Here is an 18,713-nt window from a genome sequence, read left to right on the forward strand (position 1 = left end):
ATTTTCTCCTCTCTTTATCCCCGCAGATCCATATGCAGAAGTCTTTTGGACTCGCAAATGTGCGAACCCTTCGGCGGGAGGTTTCCTGTCTTCTCCCATTTTTCCTTATCCCAACGGGTTGGGCAGAATATCACAGAAAATTTTGTGGCTTTGCAGATCTTTCCATATAGCCAGAGCCTGGGGCCGGGTCAGCCCCGAAAGCCGGCTGCACAGTTCCTCCCAGGGCAGACGCAGCGCCTCCTGAGTGGGGAGATGCAGGATCTCGCTCAGGATCCGGCTCTGGTCTTCCGTCAAAAAAGCGATTTTAATCATCTTTTCCGCACGCTTGTCAAATCGGATGCAGAACCGTGACCGGATGATCACACGAACCAAGGCGCCATTTTCATCCAATTCGCAGCGAATCCAATGGCGTTCCATGGTAATCAGGAGAACACCATCCTTCTCCATTTGCACTTTATCTGAGTAGCAGCGGCAAAATTCCTCCAGTGTCACGCCGTTGAAATAGACATGGGGACCAAAGGCCGTCAGGTCGATCTCCATCTCCTCCATCTCTCGGTCCATCCACCGGATTCCCTTTATTTCCTCCGGGATGGGAAGGTTATGGTGAAAGGCCGTATACTGATTCAAACTAATAAAGGCATTCCCTATTTGGAAAGCATTGACTGTCCTGCGTTCCAGCTCAGCCAGAAATTCCTCCGCACGCCCTGGAACAGACAGATAACGCTTCCAGGCAGCTTTGGGATTGATGGACTCTCCGTCGATGTTCCGGCACAGCGCATCCTGATGCTTGGGACAGTGCAGCATAGGCACTGTCTTCAAAAGGTGGATGGGTGGGCCGTTTTTAGGAAACGCATCATCCAAACAGTTGACGCCATACCAGAATTTCGGCTGGGTAATATGTACGCCGCACACAGGGCACACCGCTTCCATCGACCGCTGAATGGTTTGAATCACATATCCCTGATCCGATTCCTGACGGACGCAGTATTGCAGATCTCCCAGCCCCATAAACTGAACAAAATGTTCCAAATCCGCCTGTTCCGGCACCGGGACGGGCGGATCCTGCTGTTCCTGGAATTTTTTGATTTCCTTTTTGGGGAAGCAGTAGTTCTCCTCCCCCATCAGCTCCGCTGCCTGTTCCAGGTACCAGGCCCAAAATTTCATCTCTTCCACCCGCTGTTTTCCTGTTCCGGCATTCTCGTCCCTGCCTGCCCAGGCCAGGGCAGCACACCAGGCAGCATCCCAGTCGTAGAAATCCAGCTGCTCCTCCTTACAGCCGAGTCTGGCGGAATCCAGCAAGGGCTCATCATAGAGGGCGGCCACCGCCCCCCAGTATGCGGCTAAGGCAGCCAGAGGAGCGCTGCTGTACCGCTCCTCATCCATCAAAGGCATAAAGTTGGTGTCCTTCAGCAGCCGATCCAGCTTCTCCGCCGTACATTTGCCCTGCAAATAAGCGCTGGTTTGCCGCAGCAGAGTCTGGGGCCTCTTATCCTGCGCGTCATAGGCCGCCCAAACCCTGGAGACCTTTTTCCCGCAGGCCAGAGCCAGCTGAGCCCGCTTTTGAACCGCCTCGGTAAGCGGGCAAGGGTCCCGATCCGTCACCTCCGCCGGGCCCAAGGCCAGCCAAAGCTGCTGCCTTGTGGAGACAGATAAACGGCCTGTCTGTGCAAGCTCCTTTTGGGCTTGCTCCATAACTGCGTGCATGTTCTTTCTCTCCTCATACAGCGGCATATAGCCGCACAGTCATAGGAAATTCTTCAATCCAAATCCATCCACACCAAGTGCTTTCCGCAGTGGAGGCACTGGAACAGATAGCATTGCAGATGCCCGCCATTGACGGATTCCTGGATCATTTCTTTCTGTTCATCGTCCCATGCAGGATCGTCGATCACCTCTTCCAACACACCCAGAGCCCGCAGTTCTCTGGCACCCACATAGCCCAAAAAGGCGCAATAGTCACCGCAGTGAGCGCGCCAGTATTCCTGCTGCCAGCCGTGGTAACCGGGCGTGCGGTGAATCAGCTCGTCGAGCTTGTCGGGATCATCCACACCATCATCGACAGAATATTCATCCTGAAATTCGCCATCAAATTTTAGGGCAGCTTTTCCGCTGGCAATGCATGCCGGACACAAATACGCGATCTCCTTCACAGAGTAGAAAGGGCTCCTGTAGTAGATGCGGGTGGTTTTGCCGCAGCAGTCGCAGACAACGTCCTCCTCGGACTCCTCAAAGGCTCTTGTCTCCAACGGGTCCGGGTGATACCGGAAGGCGGGCAGGCCCATCTGAGCCTGCCGCTCCTTCTCTCTCTGCTTTTCCTCCGGCGTTTTGGGCTTGAGGAGGGCATAGTGGTTGCCCCATTTTTCTGCATATTCCCTCAGTGTACCCAACCGTTTGAGAGTTTTTTTATCGGAGCGATTTCCGATCCGGCAAAGCAGTTCGTAAGCGTCTTTCTTAAAGTCCAGCAGATCATACACACTCACCAGCACTTCTTTGGCCTGCTTGTCCTCGGACTGCTCCAGTTTCTCCTTGAAAGCGTAGAGAGCGCGGACACTGTTCGGATTTCCTTTTGTCTCTTGAAATTGCTTTTGAAGCTCGATATATTGCTCTAAGTACTCGTTCATTGATACACTCCCCTAATCAATTCCACCAGATACCGGACGGCGCCCCATAGAAAAACGCCCTGCGGCACCCTGCCGCTTGGACAGGCTGGCGCAGGGCGCGAAAAAGCCGCAGGGAAAGAACCCCATCCATTTGCCGGTGCGGTTTCCTCTGCAAACAAAATCATTTTCTCATATTGAAAAGAAACAGCCTGCGGCTGTTCTGGTGCCGATCCCATCAACAGACTCCTTCATCCACAAAATGTCGATCTGGCATAGCGATCTTTGCGTTTCATTATATCATATTTTTTGTTTATTTGGCGACTAATTTTTGTATTTTACTGAGCTATTTTATACTCTTCCGCATATGCGCTGTCTATTATGGCGGAGGATAACTATGATCCTGCCGTGATTGATGCGTATCCTGACGCATTGAGAGCAATAGCGCATTGGAGTCAGAGCGCATTCAGCTTTGGTGATCTTCCAAGTGAGAACTCAGAGAACTCTGCGCTTAAAACAGAAGGAAAGAATTGGAAAAGCGCAGATTACCCCTGTGTTATCCTAAAATTCCACTCGATTTTAAACCGGAAGAACCTTGTATGGTAATTGATCCCGAAACAAACTGTGTAAGGTTTAGTATTATTTATTAGATGAGTCCGATTTTATTGGATTTAATGTAACGCAATACTCTGGTGAAATTGAGTCTGTCTATGAAAAAGATGCCCGTGCTGTAAAGCAATATGAGTATAATGGAATTACTCATTACATCTTCAACAACAATGACAGTATCACTGCAACATGGGTTAATGGTTATTTAGAATACGCTTTATTTGTAGATGCCCCCGCTGTGGATATAACAGAACTGATTCAATCTTTTTATGAAGTGTAAATGATACTGGAAAACATGACCCGTTATAACCCATATAACAGCTTTATTTTCAGGGAGAAGCTGGAAACACCCAGATATAAGGTGTTTTGAGGACTTGACAACTTTATTTGCTCGATTTCCTCTCACATTTGAATGATTACTTTCCCATCGATCGGCCCTTTGGACACAAGCTGCAGCGCTTCGTCGGCCTCTGAGAGCGAGAAAATACGAGAATCAATGGCAGGCCTGATCTGTTGCTGCTCCACGATCTCTGTGATCTTTTTCAGCTGTGCCCCGTTGGAGCGGACAAACAGGAACCGGTATTCTTTTCCCTGTTTTCCGGCGAATTTGTCGTATTTGTTTCCGGCCATAGTGAACAGCAGCTTTTTGAGACCGGAAACATGATGTTTTACTGCAAAGGCTTTGTTAGGGCCTGTTCGCAGACTCACCAGCCGCCCGCCTTGTTTCAGAACCGCCAATTCATGTTCAAATTCGGAAGCCCCCAAGGTGTCAATGACATGGTCAACATCAGATAACTGCTCCCAATAATTTTCCTGCTTATAGTCCATGTACTGATCAACGCCCATGGAAAGGAACTGCTTTTTTGCCCGTGCATTGCCGGTCACGATGACATGCAGGCCTAACGCTTTTGCAATAGGAACTGCCATCTGACCAAAGCTGCCTGAACCACCGGGGATCAGCAGAGTTTCTCCCGGCTTTGCTTCCAACTCTTCTACTATGGCCTGATAGGCCGTCAGTCCGGTCAGCGGGATCGCGGCAGCAACGTTAAATTCATAGCCTTGCGGCATTTTGGCAATTGCGTTTTGATCCACCGCCACATATTCCGCAAAGGCACCGATTTTTCCCAAAGGAAGGCGGGTATAAACCAGATCTCCTTTCTGAAAACCTGTGACTTTGCTGCCTACCTCCTCTACAATGCCGGAACATTCATTGCCCAATATCAGGGGCATAGAGTAATCCTGAATCAATTTTACACTGCCTGTCAGAATCAGTATCTCCAAAGGATTGACCGCTGCCGCCTTTACCTGAATCAGCACCTCGGAATCGGAAATTTGGGGCAATGGGATATCACACAGAACTGTATGGATCTGTTTTGAATACCCGTTAATTTGAACTGTTTTCATACAAGACCTCTTTCTGAATGGATTTGTCTTATGGAATCTCTTTCTTTTTATCAAAAGAACCATTAAAAACATCGATGTAACAAATGACATTACATCTATAAGAGTGTAACATCCATATAATGTAAAGTCAATAGTTACAACAAATTCAGAGCGCCTCCAGAAACACATCGTAAGATGCTGCCTCTGGAGGCGCTTGCTTCGCTTTATTTTTTATTGATCTCAGCCATCTTTTTAAGCTTAAATACTTTCATCCAGAATATGGCTGTAGTATAGCATATTGTCAGCATATTCTGAACTTTGACCAAAACCGCAAACTGTCTTCCTGTCAACCCAGATATGTATTATCTTCCGCTGTAACCGCTTTCAGCCACTCGTTGGAGGTGTTTGTCCTGGGAACCTCCACTGTGATATGGGAAAGCCAGCTGCTTTTTGCTCCATTCTAAGGCGATTTTCAATCTATGCCTAATACTTATTTAGGATTACCAGAAATAGTCATAAGGTATTTTTTAATATGCTCCAGCAGTGCCGTCACTATCGCAGGGAAGGTTTCGGTTTTTTTCCAGGCAAGCACAGTACTGGACTCCAACGGAGGATAGAGGGGGATAAAACGCAGCCCTTCATAGGTGCAGTGAAGCTTCAAAGTAAGATAAACTCCGATGTGGGCGCCAGCCAACAGAGCCATGTTGTAGGGCAGATTTCCTGTGGCGTTTACCTGGAGCTGCTGGGCATAGGAGCCGAACCAGCGCTCCATCTCCTGCTGGATCAACCCCCGCTGGGTGAGGATCAAGGGGATTCCAGCCAGATCCTCCGGCGTTACCGCTTCCTTTCGGGCCAGTGGGGTGTCCTCATGGACCAGCACGCCCCACTGTTCTTTCACCGGCATCCGAATGAAATCATATTTGCTGATATCCACGGGTTCCAGCAAAAGCCCCAGGTCCAGAGTCCCGCCTTCAATGCGCTCCTTGGTGTGGTCGGCATTTCCGCTGTAGATTTGATAGGTCACTTGTGGGTGAAGCTTCTGGAACGAGGCCAGCAGCTCCGCCAAAACATACATTCCCTCCAGGTCCCCGCTTCCAATGGAAATTTCCCCTCGCAGTTCGGGATCCTTTTGGAATTCGCGGGCTGTCTTTTCCGCAAGATCCACCAGTTCCTGAGCCCGTCGCTGCAGCAGCATCCCCTCGTCGGTCAAAACAATATGATACCGACTGCGGTGAAAGAGCTGCACTCCCAATTCCTCCTCCAGCTGCATCAGTTGTCGGGAGAGAGTGGGTTGAGTCAGGTGGAGCAGGGTCGCCGCTCTGGTGATGTTCTCCTCCCGGGCCACCGCCAGAAAGTATTTCAAAACCCGAAGTTCCATGGTTCTGCCTCCTTTATCTCATCGTATCATATCCATCTTCATCCGGCAACGTAAAAATGCTTTGCAAGAATATTTCCAAATAGAAAATGAGCATTTTACATTTTTAAATACTGGATTTACAATGAGAGCAAAGGAGAGTTCATTGATGAACGCATTGGCTGCTTATTTTCCTGCCACCCTGATCTCAACTGGATGAACAAGCACTCCTGATGGCAAAATTCTGGACGGCCGGCTGTTCGACGGGCTTCTTGCGAGAAAAAGATCGGACGGCATAGGGAGCTGGATTGAAACTCTGAGGTGAATTGATATGAAATACATAAAACTCGGTAAATCTGATTTGAATGTCTCCCGTATCTGCATGGGCTGCATGGGGTTTGGCGACTCCCAAAACGGTCAGCACTCCTGGACTATTGACGAGACGCACTCCCGGAAGATCATCCGGCGCGGTCTGGAGCTGGGCGTCAATTTCTTTGATACAGCCATTAGCTACCAAAGTGGAACCAGTGAGCAGTATGTGGGCCGAGCCCTTCGGGATTTTGCCAAACGGGACGAGGTGGTGGTAACCACCAAGTTTCTTCCCCGTACCAACGAGGAGATCACAGAGGGCATCAGCGGCCAGGAGCATATCCATCGGATGCTGGATAAGAGCCTGCAGAACCTGAGGATGGACTATGTAGACCTGTACATCTATCATATGTGGGATCACCAGACGCCCCTTTATGACATCATGGAGGGACTAAACAACGCTGTAAAGGCAGGCAAGGCTCGGTATATCGGCATCTCCAACTGCTTCGCCTGGCAGCTCTGCAAGGCAAACGATCTGGCCGAGCAAGAGGGCTTTGCCAAATTCGTCTCCGTCCAAGGGCACTACAACTTGATTTTCCGGGAGGAGGAACGGGAGATGGCCCCCTTCTGCCGAGAGGAAAACATTGCCATGACCCCTTACAGTGCTCTGGCCGGTGGACGACTGTCCAAGCATCCCGGTGAGACCTCCAAACGGCTTCAGGAGGACAGTTATGCTCAGCTCAAGTACGGCGCGGCACACGATCAGGACGCTCCTATCCTGGCTCGGGTGGCAGAGCTGGCAGATCGCCATGGTGTATCCATGACGGAGATCTCCCTGGCCTGGCTGCTGACCAAGGTCACCGCTCCAGTGGTTGGGGCTACGAAACTGTACCACATCGAGGGGGCTGCCAAGGCGGTGAATCTCAACCTGACGGTGGAGGAATGCGCCTATCTGGAGGAACTCTACACCCCCCATCCGCTGGTGGGTGTTATGGCTCAGAACACGATTGCGGCAGCAAAAAAGCAGCATGTCTGGTCCATCGGTAATCCGATCATCTGAATATGACGGTGTATCTGGTAAGGCGTTGTACTTGGCGTTACGGATAACGACTTTACAAAAAGCGTGGAACGTGTATTCGATATGCTCCTTGTATTCTTCTGTGCAAGTCATAGAAATGCCCCCTTTCCTCCACAAAGGGCTGTGGTTGATTGATAGTTGCTTTTTATGATAAACAGGGGCGGCAGCACTTTAGGCTGTCGCTCCTTGATTACCCATCAGCAAAGGCAGACGGGGCTGTCAACGACGGCGCGGAGCGACGTTCATCTTGTCGTTGACTGGCTCGACTGGCTTTGCTATCTATTTATTTCATCAATCCCTTTTTCTTAGCATAGTCACAAATAAAAAAAATAAATGCTAATATCAACAAAATGAAGATAGACAACATATCCCATATATCAAGGACAGGCTCAACTATCATTCTTGATAAAATTACATTGATGATAACCATAAATGGGATAGCCAATAAAAAAATCATCCCTAACGCAATCAATTTTCTTGTTTTTCCAACACGATTCCAAATCGCAGCTATTACCCACAAGAAAAGGATTGAAGCCACTGCCATAATTACACCAACTGAAAACACTTCTTTTACTTTTATTAACCTACTCAGCAAAAATAAATAAGGAATAACAAAAGCACTTAATGATATTAAACTTATAAGTATTCCCTTTTTCCCCAATATGATACTCGGAAAAGATACAACCCATACAAAAACAATGGAACTAATCGGAATGAGTGACCACGTCAAATTCCCAGATATTGCAATATTACAAATCAGACATACCATAATTCCTATCAAAAGTGTTGCTGAAAACAAGAGTGAAATAACTGCATTCTTTGTCATGTTGTTTTCATCTTTTCTTTTTAAGGCAATCAAATTTTCATCTGCTTTTTTTTCATAACTTTCCATGCTAATTTTCTCCCCGCTTAGCAAATCGTTCACTGTGATTCCCAATATTTCACAAAGTTCCAACATTATAGATGAGTCCGGCATACTTTTTCCTGTTTCCCATTTAGATACTGCTCTATCTGTAATGTTTAACCTTTCTGCCAACTGCGCTTGAGTTAGTTTTTTCTCTTTACGACATTTGGCAATAAATTCTCCAATTTCTGTTTGATTCATCATGTTTTCTCCTTTCAGCTTAACGATATACCTAATTGCATTATTTTTACACGAACCGACGGTTGGATTATAGGGATTCAACTATTGGTTGGAAAGCATTTTTATCAGTATCCGTATTATTTTAGCACAAAGATATAAACACTTCTATCATTTCGCCCCATAACGGGCGAATAAAACAGCATTTTATTCTGTTTCTCCCTTGCTTGCTACAAAAGAACAGGCGGTAACTGCCGTAGGGCGGTGCGTATGTACCATTCGTTTTCCCCTTAACTGCTACTGCCTGTTCTGCTATCTATACTCAGTTGACGGAATAGTGGTTAGATGGCTGTTCTTGTCTTATTTTGGGTTGCTTCTTTACCGCACATGAGCATTTTCACTGGGGATGAAGCAGCGACTGGGAATTGCAATTTCACTGCTGGGAAATCCCGATTTTCTCATTCTCGATGAGCCGATCAATGGCCTCGACCCCGAAGGCGTCTATGAGATGCGTAAAATGCTGAAGGTATTAAACCGTGAAAACGGCACCACCATCTTAATTGCCAGCCATATTCTGAGCGAATTATATAAACTGGCGACGGATTACGCTATTATTGATGGTGGACGTTTGATTGATGAGTTCAGCAAAGAAACACTGGAACGTGCATGCAGCAGCGGCGTCCAGATTACAGTTGAGCCCGAATACCTGCAAGATGCAAAAAAGCTCATTGGCTCCCGTTATCCGGACGTCCAATGTGAAGTTGTTTCCAATCAAAGCCTGCGTTTGCATGAGAAAATCAATCCGGCGGACATTAATCAATTTTTGGTGGAAAACAAAGTGCGTGTGTGTGGTTTGGGAACAAACGAGGAAGACATTGAGAAATTTTTTGTAGAAAAACTTTCTGGAGGGCAAGCGGTATGAAAAATCTCATTCGTGGAAATATTTATCAGCTTAAAAAAGACCATTTCTTTTTCGGATGCCTTGCTCTCAGCGTTATTTTTCTGATTATATCAATCCGGTCTTTTTCTTCAGGATCGGAATCAAGCCCTGTTATGGGTGTGAGCAGTTTTATGGATACACTTTTGGGCGGCGATTTTATTCTCTATGCCTTTATGCTGCTCACAGCGAATATGGTTGCGGAAGCATATCGTTCCGGCGCAATGAAAACGATCATAGGACGCGGTATCGAAAAGAAAAAATACTACCTCTCCATCGTTTTTACAATATCCGCTGCATATCTGCTGGTCATGCTGATTAGCGGCATCGTTATGGGCGTTTTCGCATACAGCAGATTTGGCATAGGAACAGTTCTTTATCCCGCTTACTACACTCTTTCTATAGTGGCACGCGTTCTTTTTGTGATGACACACATCAGTTTTGCAATGACGATGACGATTCTCACCAAAAATGCAATTACAGGCGTTATATTCGGGCTTGTGATTCCAAATATCCCACAAATTCTGGAGATGGTATTTCGTCTTTTGAAAATAAACATGGAACTTGATTTTTTCAAAATCTCTGCACATATGCCATCGATTCATGCGGCGTCAAATGATTTATCATCATTTTTACTGTGCTTCGTTGTGTTAAGTGGTTATCTTATTTTATCTATTGCTGTTGGTTTTGGAATTTTGAAGCATCAGGATATCAAGTGATTTACAATATTACACCGGCTACATGGAGACCGCACCGGTCAACTGCGATCAGGAGCTTCTGCGGCTGCAAGATGCGGACTATCCCCCTGACCTGTGCTCTCCCGAACACGACACAACACATCCACCGCACTTTATCACATAATTTACGGAACGCTGCTCACAGGCCTTTACCACATGATTAAATTGATCCAGCAAAACAATCTGCAGCTCCGGAAACACCTCCGATGAAGCGAACATAAGGTGATCAATTCGAAAATGCGCCATCCGCTGGTGTTTATGAGAGTTGCCAATCAGGTAATAATGATCGTTTTTCCATTCTAGCGCATAGGGGGGCCAGCGTGTATTCGTAATATTGAAACCTGATTTGGCAATAATCCAAGACCGCAACGTAGATGGTGTCAATGGTATAATAGACCTTTTCCTTGTCTGGCTCACCCGATTCTTCCTTCAGCTCTTCTGTAAAAGGCATCTGACAAGATTCCTCCCCGCACTATATCCCTTTTTTATTCCCCTTCATCCCTTCAGCCTGCATCCGGATTACATAGAAGACCCGCACCCACTCCAGCTCCTGCTCCATGGATTTCTCCAAAGCCAGCAGGCGGCGCTTTCCCAGCCTGCGGTCCAGAAGGGCAAAGATACGGACAAGGGGATTCTCGCTGACAAGGCTTTTCTCTATACTCTGGTTGTCAAATTCGTGAAACGCCTCATAGAAAAAACCGTTGTCAAAACAGCCATCGCTCAGCGTCCCTTCATGGGCCAGCCGGAAGGGGGCCTTTGGGTCGTCCTCTCCGACGCCCTCCCGCCGCAGGGCCTGATATCTGTTCCAGTAATTCTGCTCATAGGCATAGTAGTTGCTTCGCAGTACCTCCACGCCGTCCAGCCGAATGGCCGCCCGGCCTGTTTGGTCATGGCTTTCCCGGTAGCTGGCAGCAAAATACTGGATGTGGCCCCGGAGCGCCGGGCACAGGTAGTCATTCTCTAACTTGTTCCGGATTCCGCTCCAAGTGGATACTCGGCTGTTTGACATAGGGATCGCCTCCTTTCTGCGTCCACTGAGTCATTACCTGGGGTTGAAGTTATATCATCGTACCATCCGGTAAGATAATTTCACTCTTTTCTCCACTCACATCAAAAAAGCCGACTCCATGCTTTTGCGCTAAGCTACGCATCTGTTCATACGCCTCCTCCGCCACTGACCATGAGAACGCGGCATAGATCATATCGCGACCAATGGAGTAATCAACTGAATGACGCTCCAGATCTTCCGCCTCGGATTCGTCAAAGGGATCAAGGTTTGGTGTATACTTGCCATTCATAGGCGGAAACTTTTCAATCATTTCCATGAACCAATTTTTCAGGGACGGTGAGGCTACGCTGATTGTTTGATAATCATGCTCCTCGCTCCATTCCGTTTGTTTTTCATACCATACCATAAATTCTTTTCTTACAGCAGGTGCTTTGGATTTTTCAAATACCATTAAATCATAGCTCACAATGTTTGCTCCTTTCTTAATTTATTCTGGACAGAGCTGGAATTTTTGTATGAGCCCCAGCAGCACTTCCTTGGCCTGTTTGTCTTCCGACTGCTCCAGTTTCTCCTTGAAGGCATAGAGAGCGCGCACACTGTCCGGATCTCCTTCTGTCTCACAAAACTGCTTTTGAAGTTCAATATATTGCTTCAGGTATTCGTTCATGGTCACACTCTCCCGTTAATCCCACCAGAAGTACCAGACAGTGGACTGCCGCAGCACATCAGCCAGAGCACCTACGGTGGCGTCCTCGGGCCCTTGGTCGATCACATCGGGGCAGAAGCCATACAGCTCCACCGCTGCATCCATAGCCTTCTCCTTGGGAACGGGGGCCGGGAGCAGGAATTCCAATTCATCGTGGCTCATGGCGGCAGGCACCGCGCCGTACTGCTCGAACCAGTATTTGGCCGCTGCCATTAACTCTGGCGTGTCGGGGCAGTCATTCCAATTTCCGAAGGGCAGATAGGCGAAGATCTCCCAGGGATTCTTCACCGGAATTTTTGCCAGAATAAGGGGATAGGTCATATCGTTGTCAGAATTCCAGTAGCAGGAGAAACGGTCATTATCATATCCGCCCTCCATCTCGCCCAGGACTTCCTCATCCCAGTCCATATCATCATCCTCGGCTTCTTCCTTGCGCTGGCCGATCAACCCCTCCATAACCGCTTTTCCGTCCTTGATGGGGGTGGAAAGCATCTTCTTCCGGTACTCCGTTACGGTTTTGAGGTCAAATTCGTAAAAGTCCGCATCATTCCCTGGGTCGGCGTTCATCACCAGACACTCCAGCAGCGTTTCGTCATCCGCCTTGATGAGCACCGGCACAAAGCCTTCCTGGGCGCTGTCCCGCTTGGCATAACCGTAAGCTGCCATGATGGGGTCATCGTCCTTCATGGAGGGGAAATAGGTGCATTTGCAGTCCAGATACTCCATCAACGCCTCAGCCAGTTCGGAGGGTTCCAGCGTGTCCTCGTCGAAGTCCTGTCCCTGCCAGTTGGTGAAGCGTTCCTCGATCGCCTTTGCCATGGCCTGGTAGTAGTCCTCGTCAAAGGGGATGAACAGATAGGCTTCATCCTGAAACTTATCGGAGTGATACCGCTCCGGGCCGAAGAAACGAAAGGCATGGTCATCAACATCAGCAGGATAGTAAGGGCTGTCACCCTCTCCGTAATAATAGCCCGCAAAGGCCGCTCCCTGCTTGTTGAACAGCGCCCCAAAAAGCTTTCCGCCAAGCTTATCACGGATAAATGAGCGCAGATCAGCACGCTTCAAATCCTTCATGAACAACTCATATTCCTCGTTGTAACGCACGATAAATTCATCACTCATCAGCTCGTGGTCCATGCACCAGCGCAGATAGATGGCCATGTGGTTGTAGGCATTGACGGGGTCAATGGACAGCTCCTTCTCCTCAATGCTCTCGATATGATAGGAGGCATCGTCCATATAGCCGGTGAAATCCTCATCTGCAAGCGTTCCTCTGGTGATGGCGTCCTGACGATCAGGCTCCACCACAAAGCTGATGCCATTCATTTTGTCCAACAGGGCGTCCGCGTCATGGGCCAGCTTATATTCCAATTCATCCCGGTAGAGGGGGATCACTTGATAGAAGTTGACCTCCTTGCCACCCGGCAGGATACAGACCTCGCTGCCGTCTTCGGCGCCCTGGGGGCCGGTCAGAATGGCGGCACACAGCTTTGTGCCCTTTGCAAAGTCCTCCTCATTGTCCATGGTATGGCCGAAGCCCAGCCAGGTATCGCTGGCAATGGGCAGGCGGGCCAGAGTTTTCAGCAGGCGGATAGGCCAATACCACCGCTCATTCTTCAAATCCTCATGCTTCAGCTTCCAGTTTCCCGGCAGCGCGATGGCCAGCTCCGCCCGCTCCAGCTTGTATTCGGCCAGTTCCTCCGGGACATTCATCCGGTGGGCGCCCATGCCCATGGTGACCAGGGTATAGTAGTCCCGTTTCTCCGAAGGCGGAACAACGCAGATGTCCACGTGGATGTCGGGGGAAGAAAGCTCATGGAACACATTCTCGAACTTGCCGAAATACTGCTGGATGTGCCCCTCGACTGCTTCCATTTCCTCCTCGATGTAGACTTCGGGATTACTAAATTCTTCCTCATCCTGCGTATCCTCATTGTCCGGTTCCTCCTCGGGCGGCGTTTTCAGGTTCACGGTGCCTGCTTCCCGACGGAAGGTGTGGAAGCTGGCCCAGGGGATGTCGCTGTCCTCGAAGAACTTCTTTGCCATCTGGAGCGCCGCCTGGATGTCCCAAGCGATGAAGTCCACATAGCCGCAGAAAAGGCCGGTGGCTCCGCCGGTGAGGGTGAGAACCTCCGGGCCGTCGCCGGTGGTGAACGCTTCTTCCAGTTTATCCCGGAAGTCGAAGATCTTATCCGTTCCTTCCTCCTCACGCAGAATATCCAGAGGATAGCAGAAGAAGCCCGCCACCGCGCCGTCGGCATGAAGTGCGTCCATGAAGTCATTGTCGGCATTCAGATAGCCGTTGATGAGGGGCACACAGTTGGTGGAGCCGACCATCACATCCATCCGCCAGTCGGCTTGCGGGTCCTTGTTGGGTTCCATTTTGTAGCCAAGATAGCTCTCCAGATAGGCTTTCGGGTCGGTGGAGAGGTTCGCTCCCTTTTCCTTCAGCATATCGGGCAGCTGGGACAGGAGGAAGGACTGCTCCGCCTTGGGCTCCTCCAGTACATTGAAGTCATCAATGTACCACATGTGGGGAATCTCGCCCAGCACTTGGTCAGTGAGGGTGGTGAGCATCCACCAGACACGGCCTTCCGCCTCCCGGAGCATGGGCAGCAGCTTTTCGCAGTAGGCGGAGATGGTGAAGCTGTTTTCGCCCTGCTCCTCCAACCAGATCTTCACATCATCCCCAGAGATATTCCATCCATCCTCGGTGCGCAGTTCGATGTTTCGGATGGGCTGACGGCCCACAAGGATGTTCCAGTGCTCCAGCACCTCCTTGGAGGCGTGCTTCTGGAAGTAGACCAGCTCAAACAGTTTGACCTTGTCACCCTCTGGGGTGAGGATCAGCTCATGCTTTTCACCATTGAAGCCCATCTCGAAAGAGATTTCATCAAAAACCAGATTCAGCGTTTCCTGCATTTGGGACACGAGTTCTGCGCCGCGGGTATGGTCTTTGTCCTCATCCATCATCTGGCGCAATTCTGCTTCCATCTCGGCAAAGGTTTCCCACCAGTCCTCTGTCCGCTCCCGGAAGCACTCCGAGAACTGCGGCAGGGAAATCCCCTTCTTGCACGAGTCGATCAGTTCCTCAATGTCCTGTCGGGTATTGAGTTTCGGATCATCACCGGGATGCAGTTCCAGAGCTTTTTCAAAATACCGCAGAGCGCGGCCCTCTTGATCCAGGTAGAAATAGGAATAGCCCATGCGGAAATTCCAGGAATAAGTATCTCCCAGTTCCTCCTCGTGGGATTGCATCAGCTCCAGTGCTTTGCGCAGCAGCTTTCTGCCCTCCCAACTTCCGGGATTCCCCAAATTGTTGTAGGCTCGCGCCAGCTCCATATCCATTTCCGGGGTACGCTCCTCGGCAGGGATGGCCTCCAGCGCGTCAACGATTTTCTGGTGTTTGTCCTCCTCATGCCACTTCTGGCACTGCTCTAAAATACCCTTGCTCATGGCAGATCCTCCATTCCAAAGCAATTTACTTTCGGATTAAGCTCCCGTCATCAATGAAGGCAGCTTCCCAGATGCGCCGGAGGGATTCCGGCTCCAGCAAAAACTCCCGCAGGTTCGGGTCCTCAAAGAAGGACATGGGACGCACCTGTGTCGGCCCGGCAACCGCCCACAGCCGCAATGTTGCCAACCGCTCCGCTGTCTGGAGCGCCTTCTCCCGATCCCCCAGATAGAGATAGCGGGCGATTGCGTCCCGATAGGAGGAGTCAGCCAAGGGGACGTCCTGAATCTCCTCGAAGAGATCTACGGCATCCCTGGCGGTTCCGAACATACAACAGTGGTGATAGAGCTTCCGCCTGGCATCGGGATCGTCCGGCGAGAGCTTCTTATTCTGTTCCACCAGCTTCGCCCAGAGCTGCTCCTTCGTCTGGGGCTCCTCCGGTTCATGGTAAGGGTAGTTCTTGTCATTGTCCGCAAAGGGCATCACGCCCCGCTTGAGGTAGTCCATTAGGATGTCACAGAACCGATCCCGCTGGGGGAGGCCGTTCTCAGCCCGGATGCGCGCCTGTTCCTTCGTCAGCGCCTCCATCAGCTCCTGCTCTCGATGGAGCCGGATGGCCGCCACCGTCATGGCGATCATGTGCTCATCGCTCACATCGCTGTAATACCACTCCTCCAGCCAGGGAAGGATGGCCAAATCCAAAGCCAGCGCCTTTTCATAGTCCAGGTTGAAATAGGCGACCTCAGCCTTGACCGCCGCTACCTGATGGGGGTATTTATCGGCAAAGGATTCCAGGGTGTCCAAGGCTCCTTCGTTGCCATCCATGATCTCATAGCAGACCATGCGGACTTTCTTGGGAAGTTTCACGACATCCATGTTGACGCCTCCTTCAGCTTTTTTCTGTAAGCAGTAGGTTCCACACCGGCCCCACAGCCGGGTGCCCAGGTTTTCTTTCACCCTCCGGCTACAAATTACTTTCTACAACCATAACGGTGGGATAGGTCAATGCTGTTTCAATCCATCTTCCAAGCGTTTCAGGTAGGTCGCAGGAACTACCTTTGTCAGCCAGACTCCATTGGCGGACAAATAAAAGAGATATCCATCCCGGTGCATCCGTCCGGCATCCACCCGATAGATCACAGGTTCTCCGTGCCGGCACCCAACTTTCTCCGCTGTTTCCTGATCCGGTGAAAGATGAACATACAGGCGGCTCTGGGGGAGCAGTCCCTGGGACTCGATGGAGGCGGCAAACCGCCGGGCCGTTCCGTGGTACAGCGTCTCCGGTGGTTCAGTCACGGGGAGTTCCACATCCACCTGGACGGAGTGGCCCTGGTTGGCCCGGATTTTTGTCCCGTCCTCGCTGAAGGAATATCGCTGCTTTTCATCACTCCGCACGATTTCCTCCAGAATGTCCCGGTTGATGGGGTATTTTCTGCTGATACCCGCCAGCAGCGCATTGACATCCGCCCAGCCGTGGGTATCCAACTGGATCCCAATAACCTCCGGCTTGTGCCGAAGGATCAAGCTGATATACTTGCTGATCCTTGTGAGATCGGGTGTTGTTTCTCTCATGGTGCCCTCCGCATTCTCAAATTACCTCCACCCGGATGATAGGCCGGTAGAAGTCATAGTCGCCGTTCAGTTCCTTGTCCTCCTGCACTTCCGGCTTGCAGTGCGGCGAACAGGGCAGGAAACCGAGGAAAATTCCAAGTCCGCCGCAGATGCTGCGTCCGCCATCACCGCCGCAGGTGGTAAACTGCTCGGCTTGCACGACCTCCCGCATATAGGGGTCATAGGCGATGGACAGGCCGAAGAAGTTGGGCTCCTCCATATCGAAGGGCTTGTCCTCATCCTCCGGGCTTTCAAAGTGATGCAGGTGTATGGAGTAGTCCATTCCATCCCCCCAGGGGAACAGGGTGCGGCACCCGCCGCCGCACAGATAGGCCCACTCGTCTGCTGTAGGCAGCGAGAGCCCCTGCTTTTCCATCCCGGCAAGGAGTTCATCGTAGTCTGTGCGGTTATAGATGCAGATCTGAAAGCCCTTTTCCGTCCGCTCAATGCGGGCCGACTTGTGCATGGTAAGGCTGTCAAGGTCGCTCCAGGCAAAATCCCGAAACTGCTTCAGCCAGTCAGGATAGGCGGTCAATCTGGGATCGTCCATTGTGACTAGCTCCCAGCACAGTTCCTCCAGTTCCCGGCCCACCAGCATAGGGCCAATGGCTGCCTGCCGAACGGGAGCCATGCTTTCCCGGATCATCTCCTCCGGGTCCTGTTCCATCTCCCATTCCCGGAACAGGTACTCCAATTCATCCCGGCTCTCCTGATTCAGCCCTACGGCAAATTGTTCCCAGCCCAGGGTGACGGTATCACCGGGAACAAAGACAAACTCCCGGCCATCTTTCTTGAATATGCCAGTGGTGCTGCTCTGGCCCCAGCGGTCAAAGGTATGTAGACCGAGAAAAGCCATATCATAACGAGCAGCCAGACTTTCCATCAGCGCCTGTTTCTCGGTGTTTTCCAGTTGATCGAATTGGGTGCGGAATAAATTTTCGTTCACAGTAGTCCTCCTTCGATCCTTTCTGCGTGTTCCAGCAGATAGCGCCGGCCATCCTGCTTGGCCTGCTCCAAGTATTGTGGAAGCAGGTCGGAATGGATGGCGTCCAGCGAGACCAGAACAGCGATCCGCTGGTATTCCTGTAATTCGAGGGAATAACAGTTCCGCTCCCAGAACAGCGGAGCGAACTGTTCCACACAGTCAGGACGCAGAGCAGGCATCGCCAAAAGTGCCCGCCGGCTCACATATTCATTGGGGTCCTTTGCGAAGTCCAGGATCATGTCTTTGACTTCCTGGCTGCACGGACATTCTGGCAGATAAGCGGCAAACTGCCACTTGGCCTCACTCTCAAAAGGGAAAACTCTCTATCATGCTCCAGTCGATCTTGGGTTTCAGCCCATCAAGCTCCTCGCGCTTGAGCCTTTTGAAGTTAAACACCAATGCTGCCCCAATCCCATCGAACAGCAAGTCTGCGTATTCTCTGGGGGTGATGCTCTCGCTTACATTGGCAGCGTCAATATTTATATCCAGAACCTTTTTGCCGCAGTTTGTCCAGATTTTATCGGGAGAGAACCAGGTGGCGCGTGCCTCAGAGTCTGCAAAGTCCTCACGGGGATACCATCCGTTTGCGCTGTCCGGCTTGACGCCTTCCCAAAGCGGCCCATTGTACGGGGAAAGCGGATAATACCGGTGCCGCACCGGATCAAATCGGTCAAATGAAATTTTCAGCAGATACCTATACTTTTCGCTGCGCATGAGCTTATGGGGCTTCACGATATGTTCTTCGATCAAACTCCAAATATACTCATCCACATGGATGGATACACGGGGACGGCTGAATAGTGTGATTTTGTTGGTGTCTGTATCCACATTGAGCCAGACACGATTGATTTCAACCATTGTCA

Annotated in this window: 17 protein-coding genes and 1 pseudogene; 3 read left to right on the top strand and 15 right to left on the bottom strand. The window is 50.3% G+C overall.

Going from position 1 to position 18,713, the window contains the following annotated elements:
• Positions 1-105: 105 nt before the first annotated feature.
• The 4 genes from B5F35_RS03170 to B5F35_RS03190 all read right to left on the bottom strand — a co-directional run bounded on the left by B5F35_RS03170 (position 106) and on the right by B5F35_RS03190 (position 5,967).
• Positions 106-1,704: an Imm5 family immunity protein gene (locus B5F35_RS03170; protein ID WP_162611316.1), complete on the bottom strand. Its 1,599-nt coding sequence runs from the start codon at positions 1,702-1,704 to the stop codon at positions 106-108.
• Between the two features lie 53 nt (positions 1,705-1,757).
• Positions 1,758-2,621, bottom strand: a complete 864-nt coding sequence (locus B5F35_RS03175) for a CbrC family protein (protein WP_087238004.1) — start codon at positions 2,619-2,621, stop codon at positions 1,758-1,760.
• Positions 2,622-3,608: 987 nt separating this feature from the next.
• Positions 3,609-4,700, bottom strand: coding sequence for an NADP-dependent oxidoreductase (locus B5F35_RS03185; RefSeq protein ID WP_242969378.1), 1,092 nt, complete (start codon positions 4,698-4,700; stop codon positions 3,609-3,611).
• 379 nt (positions 4,701-5,079) lie between these two features.
• Positions 5,080-5,967 carry a LysR family transcriptional regulator gene (locus B5F35_RS03190; RefSeq protein WP_087238010.1) on the bottom strand — a complete coding sequence of 296 codons (888 nt, stop codon included), beginning with the start codon at positions 5,965-5,967 and terminating at the stop codon, positions 5,080-5,082.
• A gap of 307 nt (positions 5,968-6,274) precedes the next feature.
• Here B5F35_RS03190 and B5F35_RS03195 point away from each other — a divergent pair, with 307 nt between their 5' ends.
• Positions 6,275-7,312, top strand: a complete 1,038-nt coding sequence (locus tag B5F35_RS03195) for an aldo/keto reductase (RefSeq protein WP_087238012.1) — start codon at positions 6,275-6,277, stop codon at positions 7,310-7,312.
• A 301-nt stretch (positions 7,313-7,613) separates the two neighbouring features.
• Here the strand turns inward: B5F35_RS03195 and B5F35_RS03205 are convergent, their stop codons facing one another.
• Positions 7,614-8,435 (bottom strand): helix-turn-helix domain-containing protein, encoded by an 822-nt coding sequence (locus B5F35_RS03205; RefSeq protein WP_087238014.1) that lies wholly within the window; start codon positions 8,433-8,435, stop codon positions 7,614-7,616.
• 382 nt (positions 8,436-8,817) lie between these two features.
• Between B5F35_RS03205 and B5F35_RS18370 the strand changes: the two genes are divergently transcribed.
• The gene (locus B5F35_RS18370) at positions 8,818-9,333 is read left to right on the top strand and encodes a hypothetical protein (protein ID WP_140401131.1); all 516 of its coding nucleotides are present in this window, start codon (positions 8,818-8,820) and stop codon (positions 9,331-9,333) included.
• Positions 9,330-10,067 (top strand): hypothetical protein, encoded by a 738-nt coding sequence (locus tag B5F35_RS03215; protein ID WP_087238016.1) that lies wholly within the window; start codon positions 9,330-9,332, stop codon positions 10,065-10,067. The genes B5F35_RS18370 and B5F35_RS03215 overlap by 4 nt, the downstream gene beginning before the upstream one ends.
• A 274-nt stretch (positions 10,068-10,341) precedes the next feature.
• On the opposite strand, the gene B5F35_RS03220 is transcribed toward B5F35_RS03215, so the two are convergent.
• The 10 genes and pseudogenes from B5F35_RS03220 to B5F35_RS03265 form a co-directional block, all read right to left on the bottom strand.
• A complete protein-coding gene (locus B5F35_RS03220; protein WP_242969379.1) occupies positions 10,342-10,536 on the bottom strand; it encodes a hypothetical protein in 195 nt (64 codons plus the stop codon).
• Between the two features lie 21 nt (positions 10,537-10,557).
• The gene (locus B5F35_RS03225; RefSeq protein WP_087238018.1) at positions 10,558-11,094 is read right to left on the bottom strand and encodes an SF0329 family protein; all 537 of its coding nucleotides are present in this window, start codon (positions 11,092-11,094) and stop codon (positions 10,558-10,560) included.
• 49 nt (positions 11,095-11,143) lie between these two features.
• Entirely contained in the window at positions 11,144-11,560 is a 417-nt protein-coding gene (locus tag B5F35_RS03230; RefSeq protein ID WP_087238020.1) for a hypothetical protein, read from the bottom strand.
• A 57-nt stretch (positions 11,561-11,617) separates the two neighbouring features.
• A pseudogene (locus B5F35_RS03235) lies at positions 11,618-11,761 on the bottom strand (CbrC family protein); the annotation flags it as partial.
• Positions 11,762-11,776: 15 nt separating this feature from the next.
• Positions 11,777-15,256, bottom strand: coding sequence for a suppressor of fused domain protein (locus B5F35_RS03240; protein ID WP_275532246.1), 3,480 nt, complete (start codon positions 15,254-15,256; stop codon positions 11,777-11,779).
• A gap of 25 nt (positions 15,257-15,281) precedes the next feature.
• Positions 15,282-16,130 carry a hypothetical protein gene (locus B5F35_RS03245; RefSeq protein ID WP_087238024.1) on the bottom strand — a complete coding sequence of 283 codons (849 nt, stop codon included), beginning with the start codon at positions 16,128-16,130 and terminating at the stop codon, positions 15,282-15,284.
• A 126-nt stretch (positions 16,131-16,256) separates the two neighbouring features.
• Entirely contained in the window at positions 16,257-16,826 is a 570-nt protein-coding gene (locus B5F35_RS03250; protein ID WP_087238026.1) for an RNA 2'-phosphotransferase, read from the bottom strand.
• 16 nt (positions 16,827-16,842) lie between these two features.
• Complete coding sequence (locus B5F35_RS03255) at positions 16,843-17,811, bottom strand: hypothetical protein (RefSeq protein ID WP_087238028.1); 969 nt, start codon at positions 17,809-17,811, stop codon at positions 16,843-16,845.
• Positions 17,808-18,089: a hypothetical protein gene (locus B5F35_RS03260; RefSeq protein WP_087238030.1), complete on the bottom strand. Its 282-nt coding sequence runs from the start codon at positions 18,087-18,089 to the stop codon at positions 17,808-17,810. Before B5F35_RS03260 ends, B5F35_RS03255 begins: the two co-directional genes overlap by 4 nt.
• A gap of 67 nt (positions 18,090-18,156) precedes the next feature.
• Complete coding sequence (locus tag B5F35_RS03265; protein WP_242969380.1) at positions 18,157-18,708, bottom strand: hypothetical protein; 552 nt, start codon at positions 18,706-18,708, stop codon at positions 18,157-18,159.
• Positions 18,709-18,713 lie beyond the last annotated feature (5 nt).

Source organism: Anaeromassilibacillus sp. An200 (assembly GCF_002160025.1).
GTDB lineage: Bacteria > Bacillota > Clostridia > Oscillospirales > Acutalibacteraceae > Caccousia > Caccousia stercoris.

Bases quoted from the DNA above. Each gene is read 5' to 3' on its own strand.
- B5F35_RS03170 (WP_162611316.1), bottom strand. From the start codon at position 1,704: ATGCACGCAGTTATGGAGCAAGCCCAAAAGGAGCTTGCACAGACAGGC.
- B5F35_RS03175 (WP_087238004.1), bottom strand. From the start codon at position 2,621: ATGAACGAGTACTTAGAGCAATATATCGAGCTTCAAAAGCAATTTCAA.
- B5F35_RS03185 (WP_242969378.1), bottom strand. From the start codon at position 4,700: ATGTCATTTGTTACATCGATGTTTTTAATGGTTCTTTTGATAAAAAGA.
- B5F35_RS03190 (WP_087238010.1), bottom strand. From the start codon at position 5,967: ATGGAACTTCGGGTTTTGAAATACTTTCTGGCGGTGGCCCGGGAGGAG.
- B5F35_RS03195 (WP_087238012.1), top strand. From the start codon at position 6,275: ATGAAATACATAAAACTCGGTAAATCTGATTTGAATGTCTCCCGTATC.
- B5F35_RS03205 (WP_087238014.1), bottom strand. From the start codon at position 8,435: ATGAATCAAACAGAAATTGGAGAATTTATTGCCAAATGTCGTAAAGAG.
- B5F35_RS18370 (WP_140401131.1), top strand. From the start codon at position 8,818: ATGAAGCAGCGACTGGGAATTGCAATTTCACTGCTGGGAAATCCCGAT.
- B5F35_RS03215 (WP_087238016.1), top strand. From the start codon at position 9,330: ATGAAAAATCTCATTCGTGGAAATATTTATCAGCTTAAAAAAGACCAT.
- B5F35_RS03220 (WP_242969379.1), bottom strand. From the start codon at position 10,536: ATGCCTTTTACAGAAGAGCTGAAGGAAGAATCGGGTGAGCCAGACAAG.
- B5F35_RS03225 (WP_087238018.1), bottom strand. From the start codon at position 11,094: ATGTCAAACAGCCGAGTATCCACTTGGAGCGGAATCCGGAACAAGTTA.
- B5F35_RS03240 (WP_275532246.1), bottom strand. From the start codon at position 15,256: ATGAGCAAGGGTATTTTAGAGCAGTGCCAGAAGTGGCATGAGGAGGAC.
- B5F35_RS03245 (WP_087238024.1), bottom strand. From the start codon at position 16,130: ATGGATGTCGTGAAACTTCCCAAGAAAGTCCGCATGGTCTGCTATGAG.
- B5F35_RS03250 (WP_087238026.1), bottom strand. From the start codon at position 16,826: ATGAGAGAAACAACACCCGATCTCACAAGGATCAGCAAGTATATCAGC.
- B5F35_RS03260 (WP_087238030.1), bottom strand. From the start codon at position 18,089: ATGATCCTGGACTTCGCAAAGGACCCCAATGAATATGTGAGCCGGCGG.
- B5F35_RS03265 (WP_242969380.1), bottom strand. From the start codon at position 18,708: ATGGTTGAAATCAATCGTGTCTGGCTCAATGTGGATACAGACACCAAC.